Raw genomic sequence first — 19,458 nt, 5'->3', positions numbered from 1 at the left:
GCCGCCGGTGGTGCCACCCTCAGCCGGTGGGTTCGGGTGACCTGGGAGGTTCGGTGGACGCGGGCGATCCGGTCGGCCCGGGGGACGGGAAGCGGACGTCGATTCGCTGCGGACCGAAGACCCGGCGTCCGACCGCGAGGTGGCCCACGGCATACGACAGCGCGGCGACGACGCCCGAGGTCACGACCACGACGGTCCCTCCACCCGCCGCGTCGGCCACGAGCGCGCCGAGCGTGCCGGCGACGATGGCGTTGACGACCATGAGGAACATCGAGGTGCTGCCCGCCACGTGCAGGACGGTGTTGCGGCGTCGGCCGAGGGCGTACGTCTGCATGGTGCCGGCGCCGTCGTCGTGGATCGAGGCGGTCAGGTACGGCTCGAGCTCGGGAGCCAGCTCGACGTAGGCGTGGCGCAGCCGGTTCATGGCGCGGATGAGGTCGACGTCCTCGCGGCTCGCGGTGTTGACCCGGATCGCGGTGAGGACCCCCATGAGCAGCGCCGCCGACGCGAAGCCGATCGCCATGACGCGGAACGGGGTGCCGAAGCCGGTCGCCTGAGCCGTCAGGGCCAGCACGACGAGGAAGGCCGAGACGACGGTGAGGTGGATCGTGATCCGGCTCATCACCTCTGACCACGTCAGGGACCGGGTGCCGAGCAGGCTCCAGTGCTCCGTCGATAGGAAGACGGGCAGCCCCGGCGCCGCCGCGTCGCGCAGGCTCGGCGAGGCTCGCTCGTGGTCCGACCGGCTCGTGGGGTCGTCGGAGCCCTCGACGTCCATGGGTGCCTCCGGATCCGTCGCGTCGCGCCCATGACGCGACCCGGGGGTGCGTCCCTCTCAGTGTCGCGCGGCCGGGACCTCCCGGCACCGGGTTTGGCGGTCCGCGCGGCCGCAGGCCCTTCGGCCCTTCCGGGGGCGCCGCTGACGGCGCGAGGATCGAGGTGAGGCTAGGAGGTGGGAACCATGAGGACCGTCTCCGTGGTCCTGCGTCGCACGGCCCTCGTCCTGACGGCGGTGTTCGCCTGCGGTGGCCTGCTCTTCGCGCTCGGCTACGCGTTCGAGGACCCGGGTGGTGGTAGGGCGGTGCTGCTGGCGGCAGTGGTCGTCGTGCCCCTCGCCGCGCTCACGGCGCTCGCCGCCCTGCGTCGTCGGCCCGCGCTGCGGGTGCTCGCGGTCGCCGTCGGGCTGTATGCCGTGTGGGGCGTCGTCGCGCTCTTCGTCGACCTCGTCGACGCGCCGGACCTCCCCATGATCGCGCTCGTGCTGGCGCTGCCCCTCGCCGTCGTCGGCCTGACGTACGCGTTGCGCGCAGGGGTGCTGCTCGTCGTCGTCGCTGCGGTGCCGCTGCTGTCGGTCGTGTCGATCCTCATGCGGGAGTCGGATGGCGAGGGACCCGGCCTGGGCGACCTGCTCGGCGGCTCGACCGGTGTCGTCGTGGTGCCGCTGCTCGTGCTGGCCGGCCTCTTCCTGCTGGCGGGGGCGCTGGACCGCGGGCCGGTGCCCGACCGCGGGCTCCCGGCAGACCAGCCGCTGACGAAGGTGTGGGCCTCCACGACGGTGATCGGACGGCCGGCCGACAGGTCCCGCCCATGACGAAGGGCCCGGTGGAAGGCGACTCTCGTCGCTCTCCACCGGGCCCTTCGGGTGGTCGGGGTGACAGGATTTGAACCTGCGACCTCTTCGTCCCGAACGAAGCGCGCTACCAAGCTGCGCCACACCCCGGTGCTGCACCTACCCCTGGTCCGAGGACCGGAGGCAGCAAGCAGAGATGCTAGCGCAGCCCCCCGTCCAACTCCGAATCGGGTAATCGTCGTGACCCCGAGGTGGGTGGCGATCAGCCCTGCGAGCGTGGGACGAGCGTCAGCAGGGTGGCCTCGGGACGGCACGCCAGGCGTACGGGCGCGGTGGGAGCGGTGCCGAGGCCGGCGGACACCTCGAGCCACGCGGCATCGTTCGGCGCCTGCGAGGAGGGCGTCGAGCCGGCGCCGGGCCACCAGCGCGACAGGCCCTTGACGCGGCCCGTGTCGAGGTCGCAGTTCGTCACGAGGGCGCCGTAGCCGGGGACGCAGACCTGGCCGCCGTGCGTGTGCCCGGCCACGATGAGGTCGGCGCCGTCGGCGGCATACGCGTCGAGCACGCGTTGGTAGGGGGCGTGCGTCACGGCGAGACGCAGGTCGGCATCGGGAGAGGCGGGCCCACGGACGAGGTCGAGGCGGTCGTAGCCGAGGTGCGGGTCGTCGACGCCGCGGACGTCGATCCGCAGGCCGCGCACGGTGAGCGCGTCACGACGGTTCGTCAGGTCGACCCAGCCGCGGGAGCCGAGGCCGCGCACGAGGTCGGCCGTGGGGAGGCGCTGGGTCGTGCCGAGGCCCCTGGCGAAGTTGCGGGTCAGGTAGCCGAGGGGGTTCTTCAGCTTCGGGGCGAAGTAGTCGTTGGACCCGAGCACGAAGACGCCCGGGACACCGAGGAGGAGGTCGTACGCGTCGAGCAGCGCCGGAACCGCGTCGGGCGCCGCGATGTTGTCGCCCGTCGTGATGACGAGGTCCGGGTCGAGCGACGCGAGGCTGTGCACCCACGCGCGCTTGGCCCGCTGCCGGGGGAGCAGGTGCAGGTCCGACAGGTGCAGCACGCGCAGTGGGTCGGCCCCCTCGGGCAGCACCGGCACGTCGAAGCGGCGCAGCACGAAGGCGTTCCGCTCGACGAGCGACGCCCAGCCGAGCACCCCCGCGCCGGTCAGCCCGAGTCCCAGCACGGTCTTGGTCACGGCACGCATGGGCCCCATCCTCGCACCCGACCGGTTCGTCGGACGCGAGGCCCGACTAACCGGTCGGGGCTCGCGTGGACGACCTGACAGACTGCTCCCATGAGCACCCTGAAGCAGCAGCTGCAGTCCGACCTCACGACCGCCATGCGCGAGCGCGACCAGGTCCGCGCCGGCTCGCTGCGGATGGCGCTGACGGCCGTCACCAACGAGGAGGTCGCCGGCAAGGAGCACCGTGAGCTCACCGACGACGACGTGCTCAAGGTCCTGACCAAGGAGGCCAAGAAGCGCCGCGAGGCGGCCGAGGCCTACACCGGCGCCGGTCGTCCGGAGCTCGCGGGCAAGGAGGAGGCGGAGCTCGCCGTCCTCGAGGCCTACCTGCCCCGGCAGCTCGGCGACGACGAGCTCGAGGCGATCGTCCGTGAGGCCGTCACGGCCTCCGGAGCCAGCGGTATGCCGCAGATGGGCCTCGCGATGAAGGCGGCCAACGCTGCCGTCGCGGGACGGGCGGAGGGTGGCCGCGTCGCCGCCATCGTGCGCCGCGTCCTCGCCGGCTGACCACCGGGCTGGCCCCCGGCTCTTGCCGGGGCGACGCCTTCCGGCGGGTGGGTCGGCCGCCCACGACGAAGGCCCGACGCGGATCGCGTCGGGCCTTCGTCATGGGCTCGCCTCAGGGCTCGCCGGGCGTCAACCGCGCCCTGGTGGCTTGGTGGGCTTGCCGTTGCCGCCTCCGTTGCCGTTCCCGCCCCCGGCGGGTGGGACCACGGTCGTCGGCGTCTGCTGGGGCAGCGGTTGTCGGTCAGCGCCTCGTGAGGTGTAGATCGTGATGAAGGTGCCGCTCGGCGCGTTGCCGTACGGCGAGGTGCCGGCCACGAGCCCGCTCGGCACCCCCGAGCTCATCGTGCCGCCGACGCCGGCGGGGTAGCCGGCGGACTGCAGCGCCGCGATGGCCTGGTTCACCGACATGCCCGTGACGCTGGGGATGGACCCCGGCGTGTTCGGGGACGCCCCGGTCGTGAACTTCGCCGACGGGTCGGCGAAGGGGACGATCGGCTGGTCCTGGAGGGCGCCGTTCATGATGCCCTTCCAGATCGGTGCGGCGATCGCGGCACCGTGCATGACGGGGTAGAACGTGCCGCCGACGGTGACGTTCTTCATGACGCGGCTGATCGGGTCGTAGGGCGTACCGACCCAGACGGCGGTCGCGAGCTGACGGGTGTAGCCGACGAACCACGACTCGTTGTTGTTGTTGGCCGTTCCCGTCTTGCCGGCCGACGGGCGGGCGCCGCCGTCGAGCTGGTTGCGGATGCCGGACCCGTTCGTCATGTTGTACTGCAGGAACTTGTCGGTCGCGTGGACGACGTCCGGGTCGACGACCTGGGTGCACGACGACTTCGGCTCGGCGATGACCTTGTTGCCCTGGGTCACCTTGGTGACCGCCAGCATCGAGCACTTCTTGCCGTCGGCCGCCAGCACGCCGTAGGCCTGGGCGACGCCCTGCGGGGACACGTCCGAGGCTCCGAGGATGTACTGGGGCGCGTACTTGCCGACCGGCTGGCCGTCGGACTGGTGCAGGCCGAGGCGGAGCATCGTGTCACGCACCTTGCAGCCGCCGAGCTGCTGGGCGAGGGCGACGAACGCCGTGTTGGTCGACAGGGCGGTCGCCTTCATCAGGCTGATGCTGCCGCCCGGCCAGTACGTGTCGTTGTCGACGTCCCACGTGCTGCCCGGTCCACAGCCGCCGGGGAAGTCCTTGGGCTCGTAGGCCGCCATGTGGCCGTTGCCGGCCTGCTTGGCGTTGACGCTCGCGTCGAGCTTCATCCCCGACTCCATGGCCGTGACGAGCGCGAAGGCCTTGGCCGTCGAGCCGAACTGGAAGCCGCCCGACCCACCCCAGCGCTGGTCCAGGGCCCAGTTGATGCCGGTCTTGCCCGACGACTCCTTGTCGACGGTGTACGTGGTGTTCTGCGCGAACGCGAGCACCTTGCCGGTGTTGGGGTCGGTGACGTAGGCCGCGGCGCCGACGCGCGAGGGGTCGCCGATCGGCACCTTCTTGGTCAGCTCGAGCTGCGCGATGTTCTGGATGCGCGGGTCGAGGGTCGTCTGGATGGTCACGCCGCCGCGGTAGAGCACCCGCTTGCGCTCCTCGAGCGTCTTGCCGAGCTGGGGCATCGTCAGGGCGTAGCCGACGATGAAGTCGCACCAGTACGGGTAGGGCGAGGAGAGGCACGTGCTCTTGGGCTGCGAGACCCGCATGTCCTGCTTGAGGGTGCGCTTCTTGGCGTCCTGCCACTGCTTGTCGGTGATCCGGCCGAGCTCGTGCATGCGGTCGAGCACGACGTCACGCCGGGCCAGGGCCCGCTTGGGGAAGTTGACCGGGTCGGTCGTGCCCGGGTTCTGCGTCAGGCCGGCGAGCAGCGCGGCCTGCGACAGGCTGAGCTTGCTGGCCGGGATGCTGAAGTAGTGCTGCGAAGCCGCCTCGACGCCGTAGGCGCGGTCGCCGTAGTAGACGAGGTTGAGGTAGCCCTCGAGGATCTGGTCCTTGCTCAGCTTCTTCTCGAGCGTGATGGCGTACTTCAGCTCCTTGAGCTTGCGCATGTAGTCCTTCTTGACCGCTGCGGCCGCCGCCTCCTTGTTGCCGGAGCTGAGCGCGGAGTACTGCAGCGAGATCTTCACGTACTGCTGCGTAAGCGACGAGGCTCCCGAGGTGGTCGCGCCGCTGCGGAGGTTGGAGATAGCTGCACGCATCACGCCCTGCAGGTCGACGCCGCCGTGGTCGTAGAAGCGGTGGTCCTCGATCGCCACCTGCGCCTCGCGCATGATCGGTGCGATCTTGTTCAGCGGCACGACGGTGCGGTTCTGCTCCTGGGGCGTCGCGATGACGGAGCCGTCGGCGGCCAGGATGCGCGAGGTCTGGGCCAGCGGGTCGGTCGTGAACTCGCTGGGCAGGTCGTTGAAGACGTCGACACCGCTGCGTGCGAGGGCGCCCGTGGCGCCCACTGCGGGCATCACCAGGCCGGCGGCGAGCAGGCCGAGCACGAGCGCGGACGCGAGGAATGCGCCGAGCAGGCTGATGACCCCGCCGATCGAGGTAGTGCGTGAAGACATGGGCCTTAGGGTAACCGCTCACTCTATGGCCACCGGGTTTGCGCGGCCACCGAGACTCGCGCCGCTCGTCCCCGATGTATCGCGGGAGTGTCTCGACTCACTGATGGCCAGGGCACCACGCAGGAAGTGACTAGTCACCTCCTCAACTAAATGGTCCATAGAGGCTATGTCGGAACCGGGCTCAGCGCTCGTAATGTCTCGTTTGGGCCTTAGGGGGGTCCACTTGATCGGGACCGGTGGGACGGTCCGGGTCTGCTCGGTGTCATGGGAGGTGCCGAGCGGGGAGGGGAATGAAAATGAGTGCTGTCGTGGTGGACACGTGGGTGGACGAGTGGGCCAGTCAGGCCAGCTGTTCCGGCACGGATCCCGATGCGCTGTTCGTCCGGGGCAAGGCCCAGCACGACGCGAAGGCCGTCTGCAAGACGTGCCCCGTGCTCGCGCAGTGTCTCGCCGAGGCCCTCGACAACCGAACCGAGTTCGGTGTCTGGGGCGGCATGACCGAGCGTGAGCGCCGCGCCCTGCTGCGCAAGCGGCCGGACATCACGTCGTGGAAGTCGGCCCTCCGGGCAGGCATGGCCTCTCAGGTCAAGCACGACTGAACCGACGTCACTGCGGCCGGCTCCCGGTCGCACCGCGTCCTTCGAAGAACCGTCACACGTCCACGGGGCCGTGACCACCCACCGGGTGCGTCACGACCCCGCGAGCGCGTGCCCGATCTCGCGGAGCCCGTCGAGGTCGTGGACGTCACGTCCGAGCGCCGGCACCTGCACCACGGGTATGCCGGGGTGTGACCGTGAGAAGCGGTCGGCCAGCTCGCGCTGTCGCTCGGCCGTGCGCACGAGCGATGCATGGAGCCGGAGCAGGCCGGCGGCGTTGGACGCCGACCGGGGTCCGCCCCCGTCCTCGAGCGACTCTGCGGCGGCCAGTGCTCGCGCCGGGGTGACCCCGGTGGCCGAGACGCGCCCGATGCGGTTGACGACGAGCCCGGCCAACGGCATACCGTCGGCTTCCAGGCGGTCGACGAAGTACGACGCCTCGCGCAACGCGTCCCGCTCCGGTGCCGCGACGACGAGGAAGGCCGTGCCGTCCTCGGAGAGCAGCCGGTAGGTCTCGTCGGCGCGTTCGCGGAAGCCGCCGAACATCGTGTCGAGCGCGTTGACGAACGTCTGGACGTCGGTGAGCATCTGGCCCCCGAGGATCTTCGTCATCGTCGACGTCACGAGCTGCACCCCGACACCGAAGACCTTGAGCCCCGCGCGCCCGCCCGCCTTGGCCGGCGCCGTCATGAGCCGGATGAAACGGCCGTCGAGGAAGCTGCCGAGCCGGTTCGGGGCGTCGAGGAAGTCGAGCGCCGACCGTGACGGCGGGGTGTCGACGATGATGAGGTCCCACGGGGCGTCGGCGGTGCCGGCGCTCGCCTTGAGCTGGCCGAGCTTCTCCATCGCCATGTACTCCTGCGTGCCGGCGAAGGAGCTGCTGACGGCCTGGTAGAAGGGGTTCGCGAGGATCTGGTCGGCCTTGTCGGGCTCGGAGTGGGCGATGACGACCTCGTCGAAGGTCCGCTTCATGTCGAGCATCATCGCGTGGAGGCTGCCGCCGGCCGACGCGTCGATGTCGGTCACCGGGCGCGGGGTGTTGTCGAGCTCGGTGAGGCCGAGCGACTGGGCGAGGCGGCGGGCCGGGTCGATGGTGAGGACGACGACGTTGCGACCGGACTCCGCGGCGCGCAGGGCGAGGGCTGCGGCCGTCGTCGTCTTGCCGACGCCGCCGGAGCCGCAGCAGACGACGATCTGGGTGCGGGGGTCGTCGATGAGGGCGTCGACCTCGAGCCGGGGCGCCGCGCTCGCGACGGCGCGCGGACTCATGCCCGGACCCGGTCGTCGGTGTCCTCGTGGCCCACGAAGAGCGGCACGAGGAGGTCGGCGAGCTCGCGCACCGACCCGGAGTCGACGCCCGTCGCCAGTGCGGGCAGCTGCACGATGGGCAGCCCCGTGGCCTCGAGGAGCGCGAGCTGCTCGCGCTCCAGGTCGATGCGCTCGGCGTGGTCGCGGGCCTCCTCGAGCAACCCGTCGACGAGCTCGGGCGTCGCGCTGACCCCGGCCTCGGTCAGCTGGGTGCGGATCGACGCCTTGTGCAGGCGGCCCTCGCGGGCCTGGTCGAGGGCGACGTCGTCGAGGAGCGGCTCGCGCACCATGTTGACGATGACGGCGCCCGGGTGCAGCCCCTTGTCGCGCAGCTCGTCGATCGACTCGAGGGTCTCCTGCACGGGCATCTCCTCGAGGAGCGTCACGACGTGCACCACGGTCTGGTCCGACTGGAGCAGCCGGGTGATCGAGCCGGCCTGCGAGGCGATCGGGCCGACACGCGCGAGGTCGGCCACCTCGGAGTTCACGGAGAGGAAGCGCCCGATCCGTCCCGTCGGCGGGGCATCGAGGACGATCCCGTCGTAGACCGGGGCGGCGTCGCCCTTGTGCTTGCCGTCGCGGCGGCGCCGGTTGGCCTCGTAGATCTTGCCGATGAGGAGCACGTCGCGAACGCCCGGCGCGATGGTCGTCGCGAAGTCGATGGCACCGAACTTCTCGAGCAGGCGTCCGGCGCGGCCGAGCTTGTAGAACATCTGGAGGTACTCGAGCAGGGCCGCCTTGGGGTCGATCGACAGGCCGACCACCTCCCCGCCGCCGGAGAGGCGGACGATGCGGGTCTCCTCGGTGCCGAGCGGGGGCACGTCGAAGGTCTGGCTGATGCCCTGGCGGCCCTCGACCTCCGTCAGGAGCACGTGGGCGGGGCTGGACGCGAGCGCCAGCGCGATGGCGGAGGCGACGGTCGTCTTGCCGGTGCCGCCCTTGCCCGTGACGACGTGCAGCCGCGCCCGCGCCCAGTCCGTCGTCACGCCTCCCACCCTAGGACCTGCCGCCCCGAGTCCTCGTTCGAGGTGAACGCGCCGCGGCTTCCGTCAGTGGATCACCTCAGACCACCGCGCAGCCGAAGCGCCTGCGCGACCTGGTCCATGAAGTCGTCCTCGTGCAGCCGGAGGCCCACGTTGGGGATGCGCAGGACCGTGTCGCTCGACAGCGTCACGCGGTTCTGGCGCAGCGCGTCGAGGACGGGCGTGAGTCCCCAGGCTCCGGGCGGTCTGCAGCAGGTCAGCCGCCCGCACGAGCCCCTGCTGGGTGGGCAGGACGAGCAGCAGCGCGGCCTGCCGGTCGGAGTCGGCCCAGTGGGCGGCCCGGATCGCTGCGGCGAGCAGGGCGGTGACGCCGTCCAACGCTGCGACGTCGGTGCCGGTCTCCCAGAGGGCGCGCCACAGCTGCTCGTCCGGGCCCAGGGGCCTGGTGTGCAGGGCGACCGTCTGCAGACCGTGCGTGGTCCACCTCCCGGCCTGCACCTCGGCCCGCACGTCGGCGGCGCTGATCCCGTTGGCCCGTAGTGCGGCGCGCGAGACCACGCCGAGTCCCCGTGGGTCGAGGGCGCGGACCCTCTCGCGGCGATGGCTGGATCTCATGCACCGACCCTGCAGCGGCCGCGGTCGACGTTGCTCGCCACCCGCGCGACATGTGGAGATCCCGGAGGTTGCCTGAGGGGCTGTGGATCGCGGAGCGGTTGAGGTGGACGCGCGGTGGTTCTTGCGGCGGGTTTACCTCAACCGGGTCAGAGGAGGGAGTGGACGGCGGTGAGGACGTGGGCGAAGGCGGGGGTGGTCGGGTCGATGACGGCGAAGTGGTCGGCGCCCGCGACGAGGTCCTCGGTCACGTCGCCGCCGGCGGCCCTGGCCCGCGCCACGTAGGCGTCGGCGACCTCGTGCGGCACCGTGTCGTCGTCGGCGCCGTTGACGAGCCGCACCGGGACCTTCGGGGGCAGGGTCGACATCGGGTCGGCGGACGTCCAGGCCGCGGTGCCGGGGCCCGACCCGACGAAGTCGCGCGTCGCGTCCGAGCCGAGGTGCAGGCGGTCCGCGGCGCCGAGGTCGACGACCCCCGCCAGCGAGACCACCCCGACGATGCCGCGCTCGCGCGCCCACGGCTGCCCGGCGGCCCAGGCGACGAGCTGGCCGCCGGCGGAGTGGCCGACGAGGACGATGGGCTTGGGCAGGTCCGGCTGCGAGGAGACCGACGCGAGGAGGTCGCGCACGTCCTCGAGGGTCCCGGGGACGCCGCCACCCGGCATACCGACTCGGCGGTACTCCGCCAGGACGACGTGGTAACCCGCTCCGGCGAACGCCGCCGCCTCGGGCCGGGCGTGCTCCCGGTCGTACTGCGCGCGCCAGAAGCCGCCGTGCACGACGACGACCGTCCCCGTCACGGCAGGGGCGCCGGCGGCGGGCGGGAGGACGTCGTAGACCTGCGCCGGATCGCTGCCGTAGGAACGGGTGGACGCCGCCGAGGTGCTCGCGGAGGGGGTCGCCGAAGCGCTGCTCGTCATGGGCGCCATCGTGCCACCGGCCTCACCGGCGCACCCCGCCAGAGCCGTGCCCGCACTGAGTAGGGTGAGGGCCATGACCCAGTGGGAATACCTCACCGCACCACTTCTGATCCACAACACCAAGCAGATCCTCGACAACTTCGGGGCGGACGGATGGGAGCTCGTCCAGATCGTCAACGGTCCTGACGGCACGAGCCTCGTTGCCTACTTCAAGCGCCCCAAGTCCTGAGAGCCCCGAGGAGCCACCGCACCATGTCTGCTGTCGAAGACCGACTGTCCGAGCTCGGCCTCACCGTACCCGAGGTCGTGCCGCCCGTCGCCGCCTACGTCCCTGTCGTCCGCGAGGGCGACCTCGTGTTCACCTCGGGCCAGCTGCCGATGGTCGACGGCTCCCTCGCCGCGACCGGCAAGGTCGGTGCCGAGGTCGATGCCGAGACGGCAAAGTCCCTCGCCGAGACGTGCGCCCTCAACGCGATCGCGGCCATCAAGTCCGAGATCGGCGACCTCGACGCGGTGAGCCGTGTCGTCAAGGTCGTCGGCTTCGTCGCCTCCGACCCTGGCTTCACCGGCCAGCCCGGGGTCATCAACGGCGCGAGCGAGCTGCTCGTGAAGGCGTTTGGTGACAAGGGGATCCACGCCCGCTCGGCCGTCGGTGTCGCTGCGCTCCCGCTGGACGCACCCGTCGAGGTCGAGGTCATCGTCTCCGTCGCCACGTGAGCCCCGAAGTGAGCCGCGGGTGAGCGGCACGAACCGGCGCTTCCCCCTGACCACGACGCCGGGCATCTCCGACGCGGCGTCGCGCTGGCTCGCGGGGGAGCGCTGGGACGAGGCGACCCCGCGACGGGCGAGCACCGTGATGCTCGTGCGCGACGGCGCCACCGGGCCCGAGGTCTTCATGCTGCGGCGCGTCTCCGGGATGGAGTTCGCGCCGAGCATGATGGTCTTCCCCGGCGGCGGTGTCGACGAGCGCGACGGCGAGCTCGGCCTGCCGTGGGCCGGTCCCTCGCCGGCGGAGTGGGCCGAGCGCCTCGGGTGCTCTCCCGCCGAGGCGCAGATGTACGTCGCCGCGGCGATCCGCGAGGTCTTCGAGGAGTGCGGGGTGCTGCTGGCCAGCCCGTCCGCGAGCGGGCCGCTCGCCATGGTCGACGGTCCGGAGTGGCGCGAGACCCGCCTCGCCCTCGTCGACCGACGACTCTCCCTCGCCGACGTCCTCCACGAGCGCGGCCTCGTCCTGCGCTCGGACCTCGTCGTCGCAAAGGCGCACTGGCTGACCCCGGTCTTCGAGCCACGTCGCTACGACACGTGGTTCTTCGCCGCGCTCATGCCGCCCTTCCAGGTCGCCGACGGCGAGACCACCGAGGCCGACCACGCCGAATGGTTCGTACCGTCGGAGCTGCTGGAGGCGTATGCCGTGGGCTCGGCCCTCATGCTGCCGCCGACCGTCATGTGCGTGGAGGAGATCCGCGACGCCCCTTCTGCCGCAGCGGTGGTCGTGCACAGCGACGCCCTGCCGCTCATCATGCCGGAGGTCGTCGACGGCCCCGGCGGTGGCGCGATGGAGATCGTCGAGCGGTGACGGCGACGGGGGTGTCGAGGATGACGACGGCGGCGAGGACGTCGACGGCGGCGGGGCTGCGGTGAGGGGCTCGGCGGCGGACCCCGCCTGGCACGGCGGCCTGACGAGCGAGCGCGCCGAGTGCGTGCTGTGCCCCAACCCGTCGCCGATGACCCTCGACGGCACCAACACGTGGCTGCTCGCCGAGCCCGGCTCCGACGAGGTCGTCGTCGTCGACCCGGGCCCGCTCGACGAGGCTCACCTGCAGCACGTGCTGCGGCGGGTCGCCGACTCCGGGCGCCGGGTCGCGCTGACCCTGCTGACCCACGGTCACGCCGACCACGCCGAGGGCGCCGACCGCTTCCACGAGCTGACCGGTGCGCCGGTGCGAGCCTTCGGCCGCGGGCACGACGACCTGCGCGCCGGCGAGGCCATCACCGTCGGCGGGCTCGAGATCCTCGCCGTCGAGACGCCCGGTCACACGAGCGACTCCTTCTCGTTCGTGCTCCCCGCCGACAACACGCTGCTGACCGGCGACACGATCCTCGGCCGCGGCACCACGGTGGTGGCCTGGCCCGACGGCAGTCTCGAGGCCTACCTCGCCTCGCTCGCCCGCATCGAGGGGCTGACCCGGGCCGGCACGGTCACGAGCCTGAGCCCCGGGCACGGGCCGTTCGTCGCCGACGCGGCAGCGACCGTGACCTTCTACCTGAGGCACCGTGCGGAACGGCTCGACCAGGTGCGCGACGCGGTCGCCCGGGGTGCGCACACGGCATACGCCGTCGTCGAGCAGGTCTACGCCGACGTGCCGCGCAGCGTGTGGCCGGCCGCGGAGCTGTCGGTACAGGCGCAGCTGGAGTACCTCCGCGAGCACGGGTGACCCGGCCATGAGCTCGGGCCTCGATGCCATCGCGGCCGTGGCGGTGGCGCTCGTCGGGGACCGGCGTCGGGTCGTGCTCGGGATCGCCGGGGCGCCGGGGGCGGGCAAGTCCACGCTCGCCGCGGCGCTCGTCGCGTCGGTCGCGGCGCGCGAGGGTGCGGACTGGGTCGCGCACGTGCCGATGGACGGCTTCCACCTCGCCGACGCCCAGCTCGACCGGCTCGGCGCGCGCGGTCGCAAGGGCGCGCCCGACACCTTCGACGCCGACGGCTACGCGCACCTGCTGGGCCGGGTCGTGGACGACCCCGACTCGTGGGTCTACGCGCCCGGCTTCGACCGGGTGCTCGAGCAGCCGGTGGCCGCAGCGATGGTCGTCCCGCCGTCGGCGCGGCTCGTCGTCACGGAGGGCAACTACCTGCTGCTGCCCGAGGCGCGCTGGGAACGGGCACGCGCCCACCTCGCGGAGGTCTGGTTCGTCACCGGGGACGACGACGTGCGCCGCAGGCGGCTCGTCGACCGGCACGTGGAGTTCGGCAAGGAGCCGACGGCTGCGGTGGCGTGGGTCGAGCGGACCGACGAGATCAACGCCGCCCTGGTCGCGGCTGCGGCCGGGCGTGCCGACCGGGTCGTCGTCAACGGTCCGGACGGCTGGGTGCTCACGGGTTGAGGGGGACGCGCCGCGGGATCGTGGGCGCGTTCACCTCGACCGGGGTGAGGGCGTTCGGCGGCCGATCAGCGCGCGCGGCGCTTGAGGCGCTCGACGTCCTGGAGCAGGACCGCCCGGGCCTCGAGGCGCAGCCAGCCGCGGGTCGCGAAGTCGGCGAGGGCCTTGTTGACCGTCTCGCGGGAGGCGCCGACGAGCTGCGCCAGCTCCTCCTGGGTGAGGTCGTGCGAGACCATGATGCCGCCCTCGACCGGACGGCCGAAGCGCTCGGACAGGTCGAGCAGGGCCTTGGCGACCCGACCGGGCACGTCGGTGAAGACGAGGTCGGCCAGGTGGGCGTTGGTGCGGCGCAGGCGCTGGGCCAGCGCGGCGAGAAGGGTCTTGGACACCTCGGGGCGGCCCGTGAGGATCGCCGTGAGGGAGTCGTTGCCGAGGCCGAGCAGCTGCGTCTCGGCGACGGCGGTGGCCGTCATGGTGCGCGGGCCCGGGTCGAAGAGGCTGAGCTCGCCGAACATCTCGCCGGGGCCGAGGATCGCGACGAGGTTCTCGCGCCCGTCGGGGCTCGTGCGGCCGAGCTTGATCTTGCCCTCGGCGATGACGTAGAGCGTGTCACCGCGGTCGCCCTCGTGGAAGAGCACGTCGCCGCGCTCCATGTGCGACCGGCTCATCTCGGACTGCAGGGCGGAGGCCGCCTCGTCGTCCAGAGCCTTGAACAGGGGCGCACGCCTCACCACGTCGAGATCCACGGGGTCAGTGTGCCACGTCGCCCGCACCGTCGCCCTGCCACTGCAGGGGTTTCGGGACGCGGGTCTCAGTCGTCGATGCGGTAGTCGATCGGCTTGCACACGCCGTTGTTGGACTTCTCCGCCGAGCAGGCGGTGAGACCGACGACGAGGTCGGCCTCGGCCCGCAGCACGAAGCGGTCGCCGGCCCGGGACGTCGGCGGGTCGATGTGCAGCTCGCCGTTCCGCTCGGCCCACACGTTCATGAAGATGTTGAGCGTCGTCGAGATCCGGTCCGGGGCGACGTCGAAGGCGGACATCGTCGTGGCGAGGTTCTCGAAGCAGCTCGGGTGGTAGGCGCCCTCGAACTCGGGATAGAGCAGGTCGAAGGTCTGCTGCGAGCACGGCGTGAGCAGGATGTCGTGGTGGCCGCACGTGTCCTCGACGACGGTCGCCATCGGGCGGCTGCGGTTGCTGTAGAGCACGCTGCCGGTCGTGACGGCGGTCGAGTTGGCGTAGTCGATGGTGCGGCCCGAGCTGAACCACTCGTCGCGGTCGTCGTCCATGACGGCGAAGAAGTCGCTGACCTGCTCTCCGGTCGGGTCGACGACGGTGAGGCGCTGTCCCGCGCGCAGGACGAAGGCCGTGCCGGTCTGGGGGGCGAGCCGCGTCAGGGTCATCCCGTCACGGTAGCCGCCGGGCGGCTGGACGACGGGGCCTCCGGGGCCGAAGTGGCGGTCAGTCGTGCTGGGCCGTGCGTCCTGCGAGATCGTCATGCGGGTTCCCCTGGTGAGTGTCGGTACGGGTGTCGGTGTTCGTCTTGACGCGGTCGTCGGTGTGCAGGTCGAGGACCTCGCTCCCGGCGGCCGGCTTCACGTCGAGCGGCGGCTCCCAGCCCGCGGCGTGGCGGCGCCCGGAGTACTGCAGGGCCTCGGTGCTGTCGCCGTGGTCGGCGACCATGGGGTTGACGAAGCCCTGGAGGTCCTCGTCGCGCCGGCGGATCGTGGTGCGCATCCCGTCGAAGCGGCCCTCGGCGCGCAGCTCCTCGAACTGCCCGTGGGGGTTGAAGACGAGGGTCGGCAGCGGCGCTCGCCGGGCCACCCGGGAGGCTGCCGGGTGAAGCCCGACGATGAAGTACGCGCTGCCGCCGGCGCTGAAGGCGAAGTGCGGGTCGTTGGGGTCGGACCCGACGCCGTCGGCCCAGGACCGGTCGTCCGCGTCGTGCAGGCGCTGCAGCAGTCCGAAGAGGGAGGCCTCGAAGTCGGCCTCGGTCGTGGGCAGCGGGCCGCGGAAGGTCGCGATGAAGGAGTGGAAGCCGCTCTCGCCGTCGATGTCGGCTGCGAAGGCCTGCAGCCGCTCGAGCAGCCGCGCGGGCACGTCGGGGTCGTCCATGTCGTCGAGCACGACGTGGGCGACGCTGCCGCGCCGGAAGACCGACTTGGCGCCGAGGCAGGGGAACTCCGCGTGGGTGACCATGAGCTCCATGGCCCGGAGCACGTCGGCCTCCGAGGCGTGGGCGAGGTCCATGCGCGCGAGCAGGTCGAGGGTCGTCTCGAGGCCGTGGTGCTCGTCCGGGGAGCGGAGCCCAGCGGTCCCTGCGGGCGTCGGTGCTGCAGTGCGCGTGTCCGTGGTCATGTCGGACTCCTCTCGTGCAGGCAGGACGTACCCAGCAGGTGGATTCGCCTCACCCGAGACGTTCGACACCCTGGACAGCCTCGACACGGGACGCGGAAAGCGGGTGACAGCCCCGCGGCATACAGTGTCGTCCGTGTCCCCCCGAGCCCTCGTGGTCGACGACGAGACCCCGGTCTCCCGCACGCGCCGCGCCCGCAAGATGTACCGCGCCCTCCACGAGCGCTACCCGTACGCGCACTGCGAGCTCGACTTCTCGACCCCGCTCGAGCTGCTCGTCGCGACGATCCTGTCGGCGCAGACGACGGACGTCGGGGTCAACAAGGTGACGCCGGTCGTCTTCGCGAAGTACCCGACGGCCGCCGACTACGCGAACGCCGACCGCACCGAGCTCGAGACGATCATCCAGCCGACGGGCTTCTACCGGGCCAAGACCGACTCGCTCATCAAGCTCGGCATCGCCCTCGTCGAGCGCTTCGACGGGGAGGTGCCGCCGCGCCTCAAGGACCTCGTGACGCTGCCCGGGGTCGGCCGCAAGACGGCGAACGTCGTGCTCGGCAACGCCTTCGGGGTGCCCGGCATCACCGTCGACACGCACTTCGGCCGCCTCTCGCGCCGCTTCGGCTGGACCGAGGAGGAGGACCCCGTCAAGGTCGAGCACGAGGTCGGTGCGCTCTTCATGCGCAAGGACTGGACGATGCTCAGCCACGTCGTGATCTTCCACGGCCGCCGCACCTGCCACGCCAAGAAGCCCGCGTGCGGTGCGTGCCCGGTCGCGCGCTGGTGCCCGAGCTACGGCGCCGGCGAGACCGACCCCGACAAGGCGGCGAAGCTCCTGAAGTACGAGCTGGCCCCGAGGTGACCGACGTCGTCAGCCGGATCGCGTATGCCGGCAGGTCGGGTTCCATCGACCCCTCCCCGACGCTCGGGGCGGGGACGGCCGCGCGCCCGGGGTGGATGGACGAGCTCACGGTGCGGCTCGAGAGCGTGGCGCCCGAGTGGTTCTCGCGGTTCCTGCCGCCCGAGGAGGGAGGCCGCGAGTCGGCGGTCCTCATCCTCTTCGGTCCGCCTCCGGCCGGGTCCGAGGACGACGGCGAGCACGTGGTGCTCATCGAGCGGTCCCACACGATGCGCACGCAGCCGGCCCAGATCGCCTTCCCCGGCGGCTCCCGCGACCCGGAGGACGACGACCTCGTCGCCACGGCGCTGCGCGAGGCCGAGGAGGAGACGGGCGTCGACCCCTCGGGCGTCGAGGTGGTGGCCCAGCTGCCCTCGCTCTTCCTCGCTCCGGCGCAGTTCGTCGTGGCCCCGGTGCTCGGCTGGTGGGCCCGCCCCTCGTCGATCGGGGTCCGTGACCCCGCCGAGGTGCACGACGTGCTCTCCGTGCCGGTGTCGCACCTCGTCGACCCGTCGACCCGCTTCTCGGTGACGCACCCGTCGGGCTACGTCGGGCCCGGCTTCGACCTCGACCACCTGCTCCTGTGGGGCTTCACGGCCGGCCTCGTGAGCAGCGTGCTCGAGCTCGCCGGGCTCGCGCGCCCGTGGGACGCCGACGTCATGAGGCCGCTGCCCGACCGCTACCTCGCCGGGAGGCGCTCATGACCGGCAGCGTCCTGCTCGACATCGCCCTCGTGGTGCTCCTGCTCGCCTACGCGTTCTCGGGCTACCGGCAGGGGCTCATCCAGAGCGTCTCCTCGCTCGTGGGCTTCTTCGCCTTCGCGATGCTGGCGGTGTGGCAGCTGCCCGGCCTGCTGGCCCGGTGGCAGGCGGTGGCCGCCGACGACCGCACGCGGGTGCTCGTCCTGCTGCTCGGGGTCGTCGTCTTCGGCTGGCTCGGGCAGTACCTCGGCAGCCTCCTCGGCGCGCGCATCCGCCGGCGGGTCGGCCAGACCTCGCTGCGTCGGGTCGACTCGGCGCTCGGCGCGGTCGTCGTCATGCTCGCGGCGAGCCTCATCATCTGGTTCATCGGCGGGGCGCTGCGCACGGCGGGCAACCCGGCCCTGTCCAAGGCGATGTCGGAGTCCAAGGTGCTCCAGGTGGTCAACTCGGTCGTGCCGGAGCAGACCGGGCAGGTCTTCGCCGGCTTCCGGGGCTTCCTGTCGAGCCAGGGCTTCCCGCAGGTGTTCGGTGGCCTCGCACCCGAGCCGATCACGCCGGTGCAGACTCCCGACCCGGCCGTCGCGCAGTCGCAGGCGATCCGCGCGGCGGGCCGCTCGGTCGTCAAGGTGACGACGCAGTCGCAGTCGTGCCAGCGGGGCCAGGAGGGCACCGGCTGGGTGCTCTCGCCGGGCCGCATCGTCACCAACGCCCACGTCGTCGCCGGCGCCGACGAGGTGCGGGTGCAGGGCGGCGACCAGACGTTGCGAGCCCGCGTCGTCGTGTTCGACCCGCGCCGCGACCTCGCCGTGCTGAGCGTGCCCGGTCTCCTGCTGCCCCCGCTGCCGCTCGGCGGTGAGCTGAAGCGCGGTGACTCGGCGGCCGTCCCGGGCTATCCGCTCGACGGTCCCTACCAGGTGGTCCCCGCCCGGGTCCGGGCCCAGCTCGACGCGCGCGGCCTCGACATCTACGGCCGGGAGCGCGTCGTCCGCGAGATCTACTCATTGGCGGCGAAGGTGCGGCCGGGCAACTCCGGCGGCCCGCTGCTCGACACGAACGGCCAGGTCGTCGGCGTCATCTTCGCCAAGTCGCTCGAGGACGACGCCACGGGCTACGCGCTGACGCTCGCCGAGGCCAAGCCGGTGCTCGACGAGGCCGCCTCGGCCGGCGCCGAGGTCGGCACCGGCGCCTGCGTCGCCGGCTGACCCCGCCCCCTTTCACCGTCGAAAGGCCACGATCGGCCGGGCAGCCCGTGGCCTTTCGACGTTTGGGAGGATCGGGACGTGCGCATCGACAGCCCCGGCCTGACGACCGACCTCGACCTGCTGCGCCTCCAGGGAGCCACGGTCACCGACCACGGTGACCACCTCGTCGTGCGTACCGAGACCAACCCGACCTTCTGGTGGGGCAACTTCGTGCTCGTGCCGACCGAGGCCCGAGCCGCGGAGGTCGACCGCTGGGTCGCCCGGTTCGAGGAGGAGCTCCCCGACGCCGGCCACCGCGCGGTGGGCTTCGCGCTGCCGGGCGGCGACACCGACGCGTGGGCGGCTCGGGGCTGGGACGTCGAGGTGGACGTCGACCTCGCGACGACCTCGGTGCCGGCCCCCGCGGACGCACCGGACGGCATACTCCTGCGCGCGCTCGTGAGCGACGACGACTGGGACCAGTCGGCGCAGGTCGGCGGCAGCGACACCCCGGAGGACCGGCGGGACGGTCGCCTCGTCTTCGAGCGTCGGAGGGCGGCCGCCCAGCGCGCGCTCGTCGAGTCGGGGCGGGCGCGGTGGTTCGGGGCGTTCGACGGCGACCGGCTCGTGGCCGACCTCGGCGTCGTGCGGCTCGGTGACCTCGCCCGCTACCAGGAGTCGTGACGCTCGAGAGCCACCGGCGACGGGGCCTGGCCGGCGCGCTCGTGCGGGCCGCGGGGGAGTGGGCGCTCGAGGACCCGGCTGTGGGCCGACTCGTCATCGTCGCCGAGGACGGCGGCCCGGCGATCGGTCTCTACCAGCGGGCCGGGTTCACGGAGGTCGCCCGCCACGTCGGCGTCTCCCGGCCCCCGTCCTGACCCGACCCGAACGTCGACTGGGCACGTCGGTGCGTGCCGAAGTGCCCACTCGACGGGTGGG

Annotated in this window: 22 protein-coding genes and 1 tRNA gene; 13 read left to right on the top strand and 10 right to left on the bottom strand. The window is 72.2% G+C overall.

Features of this window, described 5'->3' with window-relative positions; genetic code table 11:
- Positions 1-19 precede the first annotated feature (19 nt).
- On the bottom strand, positions 20-778 hold the full coding sequence (locus TAE01_RS00120) for a hypothetical protein (protein WP_186814976.1): 759 nt from the start codon (positions 776-778) through the stop codon (positions 20-22).
- Positions 779-961: 183 nt separating this feature from the next.
- On the opposite strand from TAE01_RS00120, the gene TAE01_RS00115 reads away from it, so the two are divergent.
- Complete coding sequence (locus TAE01_RS00115) at positions 962-1,591, top strand: hypothetical protein (protein ID WP_147062203.1); 630 nt, start codon at positions 962-964, stop codon at positions 1,589-1,591.
- A gap of 52 nt (positions 1,592-1,643) precedes the next feature.
- Here TAE01_RS00115 and TAE01_RS00110 read toward each other — a convergent pair.
- Positions 1,644-1,720: transfer RNA gene (locus TAE01_RS00110), tRNA-Pro, on the bottom strand.
- 112 nt (positions 1,721-1,832) lie between these two features.
- A complete protein-coding gene (locus TAE01_RS00105; RefSeq protein WP_147062201.1) occupies positions 1,833-2,771 on the bottom strand; it encodes a metallophosphoesterase in 939 nt (312 codons plus the stop codon).
- Positions 2,772-2,861: 90 nt separating this feature from the next.
- On the opposite strand from TAE01_RS00105, the gene TAE01_RS00100 reads away from it, so the two are divergent.
- Positions 2,862-3,317, top strand: a complete 456-nt coding sequence (locus tag TAE01_RS00100) for a GatB/YqeY domain-containing protein (protein ID WP_147062199.1) — start codon at positions 2,862-2,864, stop codon at positions 3,315-3,317.
- Positions 3,318-3,446: 129 nt separating this feature from the next.
- Here TAE01_RS00100 and TAE01_RS00095 read toward each other — a convergent pair whose 3' ends face one another.
- Positions 3,447-5,867, bottom strand: coding sequence for a transglycosylase domain-containing protein (locus TAE01_RS00095; RefSeq protein ID WP_147062197.1), 2,421 nt, complete (start codon positions 5,865-5,867; stop codon positions 3,447-3,449).
- Between the two features lie 296 nt (positions 5,868-6,163).
- Here TAE01_RS00095 and TAE01_RS00090 point away from each other — a divergent pair, with 296 nt between their 5' ends.
- The gene (locus TAE01_RS00090; RefSeq protein ID WP_147062195.1) at positions 6,164-6,466 is read left to right on the top strand and encodes a WhiB family transcriptional regulator; all 303 of its coding nucleotides are present in this window, start codon (positions 6,164-6,166) and stop codon (positions 6,464-6,466) included.
- Between the two features lie 90 nt (positions 6,467-6,556).
- Here TAE01_RS00090 and bagB read toward each other — a convergent pair whose 3' ends face one another.
- The 3 genes from bagB to TAE01_RS00070 form a co-directional block, all read right to left on the bottom strand.
- Entirely contained in the window at positions 6,557-7,732 is a 1,176-nt protein-coding gene (gene bagB / locus TAE01_RS00085) for an ArsA family ATPase (RefSeq protein ID WP_147062193.1), read from the bottom strand.
- Positions 7,729-8,757: an ATPase BagA gene (gene bagA / locus TAE01_RS00080; RefSeq protein ID WP_246111042.1), complete on the bottom strand. Its 1,029-nt coding sequence runs from the start codon at positions 8,755-8,757 to the stop codon at positions 7,729-7,731. Before bagA ends, bagB begins: the two co-directional genes overlap by 4 nt.
- A 758-nt stretch (positions 8,758-9,515) precedes the next feature.
- Positions 9,516-10,286 carry an alpha/beta hydrolase family protein gene (locus TAE01_RS00070; RefSeq protein ID WP_186814975.1) on the bottom strand — a complete coding sequence of 257 codons (771 nt, stop codon included), beginning with the start codon at positions 10,284-10,286 and terminating at the stop codon, positions 9,516-9,518.
- A gap of 73 nt (positions 10,287-10,359) precedes the next feature.
- Here TAE01_RS00070 and sp36 point away from each other — a divergent pair, with 73 nt between their 5' ends.
- From sp36 to TAE01_RS00045, 5 genes are read left to right on the top strand one after another with little or no spacing between them, the layout of a single operon-like run.
- The gene (sp36, locus tag TAE01_RS00065; RefSeq protein ID WP_142179199.1) at positions 10,360-10,515 is read left to right on the top strand and encodes a Sp36 family protein; all 156 of its coding nucleotides are present in this window, start codon (positions 10,360-10,362) and stop codon (positions 10,513-10,515) included.
- A gap of 23 nt (positions 10,516-10,538) precedes the next feature.
- Positions 10,539-11,003 (top strand): RidA family protein, encoded by a 465-nt coding sequence (locus TAE01_RS00060; RefSeq protein WP_147062185.1) that lies wholly within the window; start codon positions 10,539-10,541, stop codon positions 11,001-11,003.
- Between the two features lie 19 nt (positions 11,004-11,022).
- The gene (locus TAE01_RS00055) at positions 11,023-11,862 is read left to right on the top strand and encodes an NUDIX hydrolase (protein WP_147062184.1); all 840 of its coding nucleotides are present in this window, start codon (positions 11,023-11,025) and stop codon (positions 11,860-11,862) included.
- Positions 11,834-12,721 (top strand): MBL fold metallo-hydrolase, encoded by an 888-nt coding sequence (locus TAE01_RS00050; RefSeq protein ID WP_371860818.1) that lies wholly within the window; start codon positions 11,834-11,836, stop codon positions 12,719-12,721. The genes TAE01_RS00055 and TAE01_RS00050 overlap by 29 nt, the downstream gene beginning before the upstream one ends.
- Before the next feature lie 7 nt (positions 12,722-12,728).
- Complete coding sequence (locus tag TAE01_RS00045; RefSeq protein WP_147062181.1) at positions 12,729-13,388, top strand: nucleoside/nucleotide kinase family protein; 660 nt, start codon at positions 12,729-12,731, stop codon at positions 13,386-13,388.
- A gap of 65 nt (positions 13,389-13,453) precedes the next feature.
- Here TAE01_RS00045 and TAE01_RS00040 read toward each other — a convergent pair whose 3' ends face one another.
- The 3 genes from TAE01_RS00040 to gntA all read right to left on the bottom strand — a co-directional run bounded on the left by TAE01_RS00040 (position 13,454) and on the right by gntA (position 15,742).
- On the bottom strand, positions 13,454-14,131 hold the full coding sequence (locus tag TAE01_RS00040; protein ID WP_142179195.1) for a Crp/Fnr family transcriptional regulator: 678 nt from the start codon (positions 14,129-14,131) through the stop codon (positions 13,454-13,456).
- Positions 14,132-14,196: 65 nt separating this feature from the next.
- Entirely contained in the window at positions 14,197-14,883 is a 687-nt protein-coding gene (locus TAE01_RS00035; RefSeq protein WP_147062179.1) for a DUF1989 domain-containing protein, read from the bottom strand.
- Complete coding sequence (gntA, locus tag TAE01_RS00030) at positions 14,846-15,742, bottom strand: guanitoxin biosynthesis heme-dependent pre-guanitoxin N-hydroxylase GntA (RefSeq protein WP_222594022.1); 897 nt, start codon at positions 15,740-15,742, stop codon at positions 14,846-14,848. The genes TAE01_RS00035 and gntA overlap by 38 nt, the downstream gene beginning before the upstream one ends.
- 199 nt (positions 15,743-15,941) lie before the next feature.
- Here gntA and nth point away from each other — a divergent pair, with 199 nt between their 5' ends.
- The 5 genes from nth to TAE01_RS00005 all read left to right on the top strand — a co-directional run bounded on the left by nth (position 15,942) and on the right by TAE01_RS00005 (position 19,397).
- Positions 15,942-16,601, top strand: a complete 660-nt coding sequence (nth, locus tag TAE01_RS00025; protein ID WP_246111082.1) for an endonuclease III — start codon at positions 15,942-15,944, stop codon at positions 16,599-16,601.
- Positions 16,598-17,341 carry an NUDIX hydrolase gene (locus TAE01_RS00020; protein ID WP_147062177.1) on the top strand — a complete coding sequence of 248 codons (744 nt, stop codon included), beginning with the start codon at positions 16,598-16,600 and terminating at the stop codon, positions 17,339-17,341. The genes nth and TAE01_RS00020 overlap by 4 nt, the downstream gene beginning before the upstream one ends.
- Complete coding sequence (locus TAE01_RS00015) at positions 17,338-18,540, top strand: MarP family serine protease (RefSeq protein ID WP_147062175.1); 1,203 nt, start codon at positions 17,338-17,340, stop codon at positions 18,538-18,540. Before TAE01_RS00020 ends, TAE01_RS00015 begins: the two co-directional genes overlap by 4 nt.
- 78 nt (positions 18,541-18,618) lie before the next feature.
- Entirely contained in the window at positions 18,619-19,203 is a 585-nt protein-coding gene (locus tag TAE01_RS00010; protein ID WP_147062172.1) for a GNAT family N-acetyltransferase, read from the top strand.
- The gene (locus tag TAE01_RS00005; protein WP_147062171.1) at positions 19,200-19,397 is read left to right on the top strand and encodes a GNAT family N-acetyltransferase; all 198 of its coding nucleotides are present in this window, start codon (positions 19,200-19,202) and stop codon (positions 19,395-19,397) included. The genes TAE01_RS00010 and TAE01_RS00005 overlap by 4 nt, the downstream gene beginning before the upstream one ends.
- Positions 19,398-19,458: the final 61 nt, after the last annotated feature.

The sequence above is a fragment of the Terrabacter aerolatus genome, from assembly GCF_007991735.1.
Classification (GTDB): domain Bacteria; phylum Actinomycetota; class Actinomycetes; order Actinomycetales; family Dermatophilaceae; genus Terrabacter; species Terrabacter aerolatus.
This window is presented reverse-complemented; position numbering and strand designations above follow the sequence as displayed.